The sequence below is a fragment of the Priestia sp. YIM B13486 genome (assembly GCF_042787865.1).
Classification (GTDB): domain Bacteria; phylum Bacillota; class Bacilli; order Bacillales; family Bacillaceae_H; genus Priestia; species Priestia megaterium.
Genome location: NZ_JBHZOZ010000029.1, coordinates 1 through 9,529, shown reverse-complemented (window position 1 = coordinate 9,529; position 9,529 = coordinate 1). Strand labels below are relative to the sequence as shown.

General features: G+C 32.6%; 8 protein-coding genes and 1 pseudogene. 7 read left to right on the top strand and 2 right to left on the bottom strand.

Annotated elements, in window-relative coordinates; genetic code table 11:
- Nucleotides 1-298: 298 nt before the first annotated feature.
- Nucleotides 299-1,150 (bottom strand): transcriptional regulator, encoded by an 852-nt coding sequence (locus ACFX4G_RS28080; RefSeq protein WP_377578350.1) that lies wholly within the window; start codon nucleotides 1,148-1,150, stop codon nucleotides 299-301.
- A 985-nt stretch (nucleotides 1,151-2,135) separates the two neighbouring features.
- Between ACFX4G_RS28080 and ACFX4G_RS28075 the strand changes: the two genes are divergently transcribed.
- The 6 genes from ACFX4G_RS28075 to ACFX4G_RS28050 all read left to right on the top strand — a co-directional run bounded on the left by ACFX4G_RS28075 (nucleotide 2,136) and on the right by ACFX4G_RS28050 (nucleotide 8,043).
- Entirely contained in the window at nucleotides 2,136-3,515 is a 1,380-nt protein-coding gene (locus tag ACFX4G_RS28075) for a replication initiation protein (RefSeq protein ID WP_377578347.1), read from the top strand.
- 180 nt (nucleotides 3,516-3,695) lie between these two features.
- Nucleotides 3,696-4,634: a tyrosine-type recombinase/integrase gene (locus ACFX4G_RS28070; protein WP_377578344.1), complete on the top strand. Its 939-nt coding sequence runs from the start codon at nucleotides 3,696-3,698 to the stop codon at nucleotides 4,632-4,634.
- A gap of 952 nt (nucleotides 4,635-5,586) precedes the next feature.
- The gene (locus tag ACFX4G_RS28065) at nucleotides 5,587-6,162 is read left to right on the top strand and encodes a MerR family transcriptional regulator (RefSeq protein ID WP_097825393.1); all 576 of its coding nucleotides are present in this window, start codon (nucleotides 5,587-5,589) and stop codon (nucleotides 6,160-6,162) included.
- A 346-nt stretch (nucleotides 6,163-6,508) separates the two neighbouring features.
- The gene (locus ACFX4G_RS28060) at nucleotides 6,509-6,709 is read left to right on the top strand and encodes a spore coat protein (RefSeq protein WP_230185191.1); all 201 of its coding nucleotides are present in this window, start codon (nucleotides 6,509-6,511) and stop codon (nucleotides 6,707-6,709) included.
- 129 nt (nucleotides 6,710-6,838) lie between these two features.
- Nucleotides 6,839-7,288, top strand: coding sequence for a spore coat protein (locus tag ACFX4G_RS28055; RefSeq protein ID WP_377578353.1), 450 nt, complete (start codon nucleotides 6,839-6,841; stop codon nucleotides 7,286-7,288).
- Nucleotides 7,289-7,632: 344 nt separating this feature from the next.
- Nucleotides 7,633-8,043 (top strand): hypothetical protein, encoded by a 411-nt coding sequence (locus ACFX4G_RS28050; protein WP_377578356.1) that lies wholly within the window; start codon nucleotides 7,633-7,635, stop codon nucleotides 8,041-8,043.
- Here ACFX4G_RS28050 and ACFX4G_RS28045 read toward each other — a convergent pair.
- Nucleotides 7,938-8,546: pseudogene (locus ACFX4G_RS28045) on the bottom strand (IS6 family transposase). The gene ACFX4G_RS28050 and the pseudogene ACFX4G_RS28045 sit on opposite strands and share 106 nt — an antisense overlap.
- Before the next feature lie 373 nt (nucleotides 8,547-8,919).
- On the opposite strand from ACFX4G_RS28045, the gene ACFX4G_RS28040 reads away from it, so the two are divergent.
- A partial coding sequence (locus ACFX4G_RS28040) for an NTTRR-F1 domain (RefSeq protein ID WP_377578339.1) occupies nucleotides 8,920-9,529 on the top strand: 610 nt, incomplete at its 3' end.

Sequence of the window (9,529 nt, the reverse complement as noted above, 5' to 3'; positions counted from 1 at the left end):
TTAAAAAATAAAATTTAACGTTGACGTTTGTCGCTTTGTTCAGTTTTCAAAGTTCAACCGCCGCTCTTAAGCGACTTCAATATTATATCGAATTATCAACCTAATGTCAATAACTTTTTAAAATTGTTTTTTGCTTCGTTGTTAATAGATGTTTCAACGACGCTTAAACATAATATAATATTTTTCACGGAACGTCAATATGTTTTTTGGGAAAATCATATTATATTTAGGTGTATCTACTATAGAAGAAATTAAGCTTTTAAAACGTTGTAAAATAGTACACTACGGGGGCAGTTTGCTATTGAACCTCTCTTCTACGTTCAATAGCAAACTGCCCCCGTAGTGTTCCAAAGAAATAAGCTGTAAAAGTATTTTTTATTCGTTTTCTCTTGTAAGCGAAAATGGTTTCTTTAAATGATTGCACAGAAATGGAAACTAACTCTTCTAACGGTTTATCGATACCACTCATTCTATAAGCTAAACGAACTTTCCCCCATAGTTCGTAGATATCGTCTGCATAAGGAAAAAAAGGTCTTACAGTATCTCTAAAAGTTTTGGGAACAAGAGATGGTACGTATTCAGAAGAGAGTTTGGAATTTTCATTATTACGTATGTATTTATTAAAATCTTTTAAAGATAGATTATAGGTAGAACAGTTTTTTGCCTCTGTGCTCTTACTCTCACATGAACTTTCCGCATTTTCTGCTTCGACATCTGCTTCAACATGAGACTCTAAATTGAGCTGTAAATACTTAACCCAATGGTGAAAATAAGGGTGATTCACAAATAGGTGTACTGGATTCCCCTTTCCATTGTTACGAGGGCAGCGACGATAAACAGTAACAATTTGTCCTCGCTTTCGCAGTTCTTTTAAATGACGATCGATTGTGCCTTTTGACTTTTCGTAGGTTTTACCTAAATATGTACTACCAGGAAAGCAAAATCCTTTTTCTGAAGCAAACCAACAAAGACGGTCTAAAGCTTTTCTTGTTCCTTCATGGAGACGATAAAATTTCTCTCCATAAAGATTGATAATTTCTTTAAGTAGTTTTCGTTTCATTGATTGATGTTGGGAACGATTTTCTATGAAACTATGATAATTCTTCATATAGTCAAATTCCTCTGTTGTAAGCATACGTGTCGCAGCCATTAGTCTATTCTCTCCTTTTCAGGAACAAAAAAAGACATCGCATCCCGTGAAAAAGGAAAACGATGTCGGATTTTTTGACAGACTACGCCCTTGAAATAAATCTAATTATCCGATAAAATAAAGGCGTAATTAAATTTATGTATTAGGACTTCGACAGGTGTTTTCCCTAGAGGTATTAGGGTTAACGGTGTAAGGGTGTTGGCGCACCACTTGCACACGTTGGAGTCTTTTTATATTCCGCACTGTTTTGTTGACTCTATTATACCGTCTATTAATCTTATAATTCAATAAGAATTCATGATCTCCTTATAAAACCTCAATATTTCATTGATGATTAGAAGTAACTTCTTTTGGATATACTGCTAATATTACGAAAATCCCACTACATATTTGTATAGTCACTCAGATTACTAATCTTAGAAATTATAAAATAAAACAACTACTTTTTATTATGTTTTAGTGTTTTACATAATTGTTTTTATATATTTGTTTTATTGTTTTGTTGTTTTAGGCCTTCTAGAAGTACTGATGTAATAACATTTATAAGCCTAAACTATCACTAATTTTGCGCGAACTATCACTAATTTTGCGCGAACTATCACTAATTTTGCGTGAAACTATCACTAATTTTGCGTGAAACTATCACTAATTTTGCGCGAACTATCACTAATTTTGCGTTGGATATGTAAATATAAATTAACTATCACCAATTTTGCGTGAAAAGTGGTGATGCTCATAAAGTATCACTAATTTTGCGTTAGAAATATAGATATTCTTCAACTATCACTAATTTTGCGTATTAATTTGAAAAATGAGGGGGTAAAGCAAAACCGATTGATGTTTCAGGGGTAAACATCAATCATAAAGTATCACTAATTTTGCGTGATAGTTAAATTGTAAGGACAAGTTGCCCTGTAATATGTAATTTACACAGTATCACTTTTATGATACTTTAGTGATAGTTTAGAAAAATATGGGGGATTTTATGAAAAAAACGAATGTCGTTCAACCATATGATCTGGAGAGTATAAATATAAAAAATTGGGTGACTAAATCAAACATCCTCATTGAGAGTACATATAAATTATCTTTACAGGAACAAAGAATCCTTTTAATCATGGCTTCTAAAGTACAGCCTAACGACGAAACCTTAAAGACCTATAGGTTTAGAGCTAAAGATTTCATCGAAATCGTAGGCAATAAGAAAGGCACAGGTTTTTACTCCTACTTAAAAGAAATTGTAAATGGTCTACAAACAAAGATTCTTACTATAAGAGAAAAAGGCAAACAAAGAAATTACAACTGGGTAATCACGTCTATCTATGAAGAGAATGAAGGCTACATAACATTGCAGTTTCACCCCAGCTTAAAGTACCTGTTTTTAGAGCTTAAAGAAAAATTTACATCGTATCAATTAGAGAATGTAGTTAGACTCAATTCAGTTTATTCAATTCGTATTTATGAGCTGCTTAAGCAATATGAGCGTCTGCGAAAAAGAGAATTAACTCTTGAAGAATTGCGTCATTTTTTAGCTATTGAACCTACTAAGTATAAACAGTATGGCCACTTTAAAAGTAAAGTATTAGCAGTCGCTCAAAAAGAAGTTAACAATAAAACGGACATCCATTTTGAATTCGTTGAATTAAAGACGGGTAGAAAAGTAACATCTATAGAATTCATTATTACTAGTTCTCCTGTAATGCAGGCTACTAACGAAAAAAAGCTAGAATTAAACCAGGAATCATTAGAGTTAGGCGATAATAAAAACAGTGTCCAGAATGAGTTAGAGAACTTAGGAGTTAAGCCAGAAAAAATAGAATGGCTGCTATCTGAATTTACAAAAGAACACCTAGAAAGAAATATAAAATACACACAAGATCGTGCAATTACAGGAGAGGTCACTTATCCTCATTCTTATGTAGTAAAAGCAATCCAAAAAGATTATGCCAAAATCTCGCAGGAATCAAAACGCATTAACTCTAAAAAGGCGCCTAAAAAAGAATTAGTTCCAGATTTTATAGCAGAAGCTAGGGATAAACAAGAAACCTTTAAAGACTTTACGTTAAAAGAAAAACAAGAATTGTTCTTTAAAGAAAATGGAACTCAAGTAGAATTTGAAGAAAAGCTTCTTCAGTTTCAGGAATTGAAAAAAATGTTGGTCTTAAGTTCAAATCAACCTAGTCAACAAGAAGTTAAAAAAGCCCAAGAAGCAGGTTTACAAGAAGTCATCCGAAATATGGGTGATGATTTGAAAAAGCGTGAAGAATTAGGTTTGGAGCCCAGACTAGTTAGTGATTTTAAAGATAAAGAATTAAAAAAGATTTACAAAGAATTTTTACAAAGTGAGATTTCAAATAAAGCTTAAATTGAATTGCCAGATATAAAAAACCACGCCGTTAAAAGCGTGGTTTTTTATAAGGATCTTCAAACGGAGGTGAATTTAATATACAGAAATTCTTGATAAAAATCTCTCTTAGTAAGCGTACGTCTTTATTTCTGTTATAATAATAGTATATTAAATTTACCTAAATGGATGTGATTTCACTTGAATAACCCTATTATTCTTCATGACTTCCTTGCTTATTTAGAGGAATCTGGAAAAAAAACTTCTACAATTTCGATGTATCAACATGATTTAGAGAAGTTTTTTGAATGGCTAACTCGTTATCATTCAAAGCTGGATCAAAAAACCTTACCAAAGGACCTAAAATATTATGAAGGATACTTTATGTACCTAAAAGAAAAAAAACTGTCAGAAGCTACTTTAAGACGCGTAACATCACATTTAAACGGCTTATTGAAATACTATAGCCTCACAGATCAACTGGGTATATTAAAAGGGACAACAAAAAAACAGCGAGAGTTAACTGACACAGACTTTATAACAGAAGTCGATGCTTCAATCCTTTTACATTCTGTTGTAAGTTATGAACATCTAAGTGATATGCAATTACAGATACATAAATACATTGGACCTCGTAACCATTCAATATTAATCCTTATGCTTCGTTACGGCCTCACGATTAATGAAGTGGTATCTTTAAATATACAGGACATTAATTTTGGACAAAATACATTAACCATTAGCACCAACAAAACCAATCGTACCTTAGAGCTTTCTAAGCACGATAAGAAAATTATATATGACTACCTGTCAACAATACCTTTATTATTTAGACCCAAAGACTATACAGACGATCCACTGTTTATTTCTTTCCATCCTCAAAAAATGACTTATTGGTATGATTACAGCTTAAACAAACCTAAAAGGATTAGTGTAATTGGAACAAAGCGTATGATTGAAAGAGAAGTTAAACGTTCAGGCATAAAAGCTCATGTGAGGTCTACTCACTTTCGAAACAGCTGTATATTAGACCAGATTCGAAAAGGATGTTCAAACGAAAATATTATTTCTTACTTTGGCCTGTCTAGTCGTCATGCTCTATATCGCTTCAAACGATATCTGAAATCAAAAAGGTATTAAGTTTAACTTAATATCTTTTAAAAAACATGTCATATCAATATTATGTATCCATTAGTTCAACTTGTGTTATGTACCAGACTAACTAATTCCTGAACACGCCTTCTAGTTTAACCAAAGTTAAACTAGAAGGTTTCAGACACTATCGTTAAAGTTTTTAAAGTGGTTAATTTATGATGCAATTAGATTAAAGAAGTACTATAGATATACTACCTATGAAGGAAACCGATCAAGCATATAGGAACCAAATTCTTATATTTCTATCCTAGAATTTAAAAAAGAATAGGTATTCTTGATTAAATTCTAGATAAAGTACATTCTAGATTCATTATAACCCCTTTATTATCAAGGGATATAAAGGTTCTAGATTCTGTTGGGAGTTTCAAAAGTGTAGAGAAAAAAATATTTGCGTGACTCTCTGCCATATGAAACTAAATATCTCGAATTTAGTCTAGATAAAGGGCATTCTAGATTTGAGAATTTGCATCTACCGCGCCCTCTATTCTTTGAAATCTCGTATTAACGTCATCAGATAAAAGTTGTTTTGTGTTGTCACCAGTTTATTCAGGAGATCCTGTTTTTCCTGATTTCCAATTGATCCTGTTAAACTGGGCAGTTTTTGTGGCCTCTTGCGCCAAGTGAAACTTGTCTTTCTTGTTAGGCTCAAATGTATTAAATATGAGGGGCATTTATATAGCATGTAAAATTTATAGTTCTACTCTTGCAAAGTTCATAATTTTATCTAGAATTAACAAGAGAAGTTACTAGGCTTGTCTTAAGCAAAACAAAAATCAGCATATAATAAAGGAATTACTAAAATATAGATAGAATTTTACTAGGAATATAAAACTGGAGTAATATCTAGTTAAAGTAGATTCTAGAATCGTTATTAACCTTGATATATTAACCTTTACAAGCATCTAGATTTTTATGTAGAAAGGAGAACTCTAGAAAAATGTCTAAAGAAAAAAATGATGACGTCGTTTATACTTTGAAGGATACTGTAAAGCTAACTGGATTAAGTATTGACCTGGTGCGTTTATATGAGAAAGAATTTAATCTCCAAATTCAACGAACTGAGGGAGGACATAGAAGATATAGCAAACAAAATATTGATTTATTAATTGAAATAAAAAAAAGAATTCAGGAGCAAAACTGGAGCTATAAAATGATAAATCAGTGGCTTCAGGGAGAAATCATACCAGAAGCAGTTGATGTACAAACAAAACTCGAAAAAAAAGTAGATTCCCTTGAAGAAAAAATTCAAGATTTGCTTAATAGATCTGAAAAAGATGAGCAATTTCAGATCGCACTTATTCAGCGCCTTGATGAGCAAAGAAAGCTTATAGAACAACTTACAGAAAAATTAAGCAACCAAGATAAATATATTGAAAACAATCTAGAAAAACGGGATGAAAGATTGACTAGTGCAATACGCGAAATTAATGATACTAAAAAACTTATAGCATCTGCCCAGGAAAATATGGAATCAAAACCAAAAGGTTTCTGGAGTATGTTTTTTAGAAAATAAAAGTAAAAAATTGAAGAACTTCCCGGTTCAGTTTCTGTAATACTTTAATTAAAAGATTCGTTTCAACATTCTTTAGAAAGTAAGATATAAATATCCCCCTTAGTAGCTAAGGGGGATATTTGTTTTGCAATTAGGAGCAGAACTTGAATTAATTAGAAATTATAAGTTTAAATCATAAAAATGCTTTAGATAAAAGAATGGCCTAAAAATTATATATTACTTTTAATTCTATAAAATGGATTCTTGTCTATCATTATTAGCCCAAGCATCTTTTTAGTACTTGCATACTCTACTATTAGAGGTATTTCTTACTTAAGAATATTTTTTATAGGAGGGGTTCGTGAAAATGAGTAATTTAAAAAAAATTATATCTTCTGCATTTAATAATCCAAATCCGGATAAAGTTGCCGATGCTTTAATTTCACGCGTACTAGATAAATATGGAGTTTCAGAATCTGCACTAAAAAAATTATCACCCGATCAAAAAGAAAAAATTAAAAAAATCACATCAGAACTACAATCTCGAATCAATAAAACTCTAAAATAGACCATTTTTTATTTAATTTTTTTTGGTACAAGCATTTTATAGTTTTTCATTAATAAAAAAATGTAAAGGAATGGTGATCAAGTGAATAACTATTATAGTTACTATAACCCAGAAGATGGTAAGTACTATATGAGTAAGCAGAATCATAAGAAAAAATGTAAAAGTAATAAGTGGAGTGCTTTAGACTCTTCTTCTCATCCAATTTTCGATGATGTCAATCAATTAGCAGCTCAAAAAGCTGAAACTGTTCAATATTCTGAAGAATCTATTTTAATTTATGACTCGGCTGATGTGGAAATTAATACAACGAGTACAAAAGTAGGATTGTCAATTCAAGCGGCTCTCCAAGCGGCTATTGTGCTTATTTTAACCATTACTTTGGGTAGTAGCGCAGAAGCTGATAAAGTGGCGCAAGAACTTTTTCAAAAATCCTCTATTAAACAAATTAATAGACAACGTACAATTGTTAAAAATTCAAGAAATGTTAAAGTGACTACTACAGATACTGACATTGCAGCTAATGTTGAAATTCTTATTCAACTCCTCGTGGCGCTATTAATTAAATTAGATATCCTTTAATCATAAGAAAAAATAAAAGCCTTTGGAATAGAAAGTTATTCTAAAGGCTTTTATTTTTTCTTATGGTTTTGTTTTCCGTGTGTTGAGTAACTAATGATTTTTCCTTGAGGTAGTTTTCTTGAGTTGTGAAATATTATTTTCTTAATAACCTCTAGTTTATAGGAATATCTAATTATATTTTCTCTCAGGATATAAAAAAGGCCATTGACTAAGACAGGTTAATTGTAAAGTACGTATAGTATAATGCGGGAGGTAATGTAAAGACTTTTAAAGAACGGTACGTGACCTTGATCACAGCTTTTTCGTATTCCTCCTTCAATAAAACAATATAAGGAGATTAAATAATGTCTTATTTATCAACTGGTGTATTAAATAAACATCCTAATACTACTACAGCTCTTAGCGAATTAGTAAATCTTAACCCCTCTACTAACGTAAAGATACGGATTAAAGTGATAAACTGGAGCGATCGTACAACGATTACTGACACAAAATTTATTCTTCACCCAAATACTTCAATTAATTTCCTCGTTTTTTTAGTTAATCCAGATATGGAAATTAACGCTGAAAAATATGAAATACGCTATCAAACTTCCTATGATCTTAATGTTTTTATAAATAGTTATGGGGTTGATAATTTGCGTGCAAATCAAGAAGGAAATACTATTTTCTTCAAAAATCTAAATGCCATTACAAATACAGCTTTTAATTTAGGGAATTGTAGCCCAACTACTGGTTCAATAACAAGTTTGTAGGTTGTATTGAGATATTTCACTTGCCTTATTTGGATGCCTACAGGCATCTTTTTTTCGTTCTTCAACTCTTCAATGGCTATAGGGTAAGCAGAATTTTTATTGACGGTTATGACACGAGGCTTTGAAACATGAAGAGACCGCAAAGCTTTCTTGAAGAAACGCTTTGCAGCCTTGTTATCCCTTGTTTTGCTTAGATAAAAATCAATGGTGTTTCCTTTGGAATCAACCGCACGATATAGATACATCCATTTCCCTTTTGCTTTGATATATGTTTCATCTACTCTCCAAGAGTCATTTGTTTGATTGAGGATTCGTTTGTCCAATACAGGAACATACTCATGAACCCAACGCATAATGGTTGTATGAGCAACGGATAAGCCCCCTTCCTCCATAATTTCCACAAAATCACGAAAGCTCAAGTTGTACCGTAGGTACCATTTTACTGTTTGCAAAATAATATCATAGTGATAATGTTTCTACTTGAATAAATGCTGCTTTTCCATACTGATCATAGCACTTTTTTAGAGTAATAGTATCAGTATGTCCAAATTTGGGAGATTACTTGCAGTTATGTTGAAGTTTTTTCACCAGAACCAGATTAAGTCATCATACATTTTTTTGATATAGATAGACAAGAAGAATTATTTTTCTACATTATTATATTGCCTTATGAAGCTATATATTAGCTTCTAATAAGAATTCAGAGTATACATAAACATTTTAAACAGAACTCTTATCTTAAAAAACTCACCCTCATAAACGTTCCAGTAATAAAAAAAATTAATAACAGATGAAGATAAGCGCCGTCTCATTTCTAAGAAAGAAGCATAGGATAAAGAGATATTACTTTAATAGAATGGAGGAATAATGTTTAACATGTCGATTCAAAATTTAATCATAAATGGCAGCTTTGAAACCGGAACACTGACTCCTTGGTCTTCTGCCAATACAACAGTTACCAGTCAATTTTCACATTCCGGTTCGTTTTCTGCCAGATTCCAAAGTAGTCCTTTTACTTCTTATATTGGTCAATTCGTTCCACTAAATCCTGGAGAAAGTATGGAAGTTCTTGCTTCATTCGCCAAAGTCGGAACGGCTCCATCGACACCTGTTTTTATCCAAGTGACGTTTTACGATAGTCTCTCTAATTTTCTGGGTCCGGGCCTCGCAACTACTATTCCCGTAGGTCACATTCCAACTGCCGATAATGATACCTGGCTTGAAATTTATCAAACGACCACTCCAGCTCCACCCAATACCACACAGGCCTTTATTTTAATCCATACGACTCCTCAAGCAGGAACAGCCAATGTGTTAGTCGATGACGTGGCTCTCTTAGTTGCTCCAGCAGGTCCAACAGGTCCAACAGGAGCAACGGGTCCAGCGGGTCCAACGGGGCCAGCAGGAGGCACAGGTCCAGCGGGTCCAACGGGGCCAGCAGGAGACACAGGTCCAGCAGGTCCAACGGGGCCAGCAGGAGACACAG

Bases quoted from the DNA above. Each gene is read 5' to 3' on its own strand.
- ACFX4G_RS28050 (WP_377578356.1), top strand. From the start codon at position 7,633: ATGTCTTATTTATCAACTGGTGTATTAAATAAACATCCTAATACTACT.
- ACFX4G_RS28065 (WP_097825393.1), top strand. From the start codon at position 5,587: ATGTCTAAAGAAAAAAATGATGACGTCGTTTATACTTTGAAGGATACT.
- ACFX4G_RS28060 (WP_230185191.1), top strand. From the start codon at position 6,509: ATGAGTAATTTAAAAAAAATTATATCTTCTGCATTTAATAATCCAAAT.
- ACFX4G_RS28080 (WP_377578350.1), bottom strand. From the start codon at position 1,150: ATGGCTGCGACACGTATGCTTACAACAGAGGAATTTGACTATATGAAG.
- ACFX4G_RS28055 (WP_377578353.1), top strand. From the start codon at position 6,839: ATGAGTAAGCAGAATCATAAGAAAAAATGTAAAAGTAATAAGTGGAGT.
- ACFX4G_RS28075 (WP_377578347.1), top strand. From the start codon at position 2,136: ATGAAAAAAACGAATGTCGTTCAACCATATGATCTGGAGAGTATAAAT.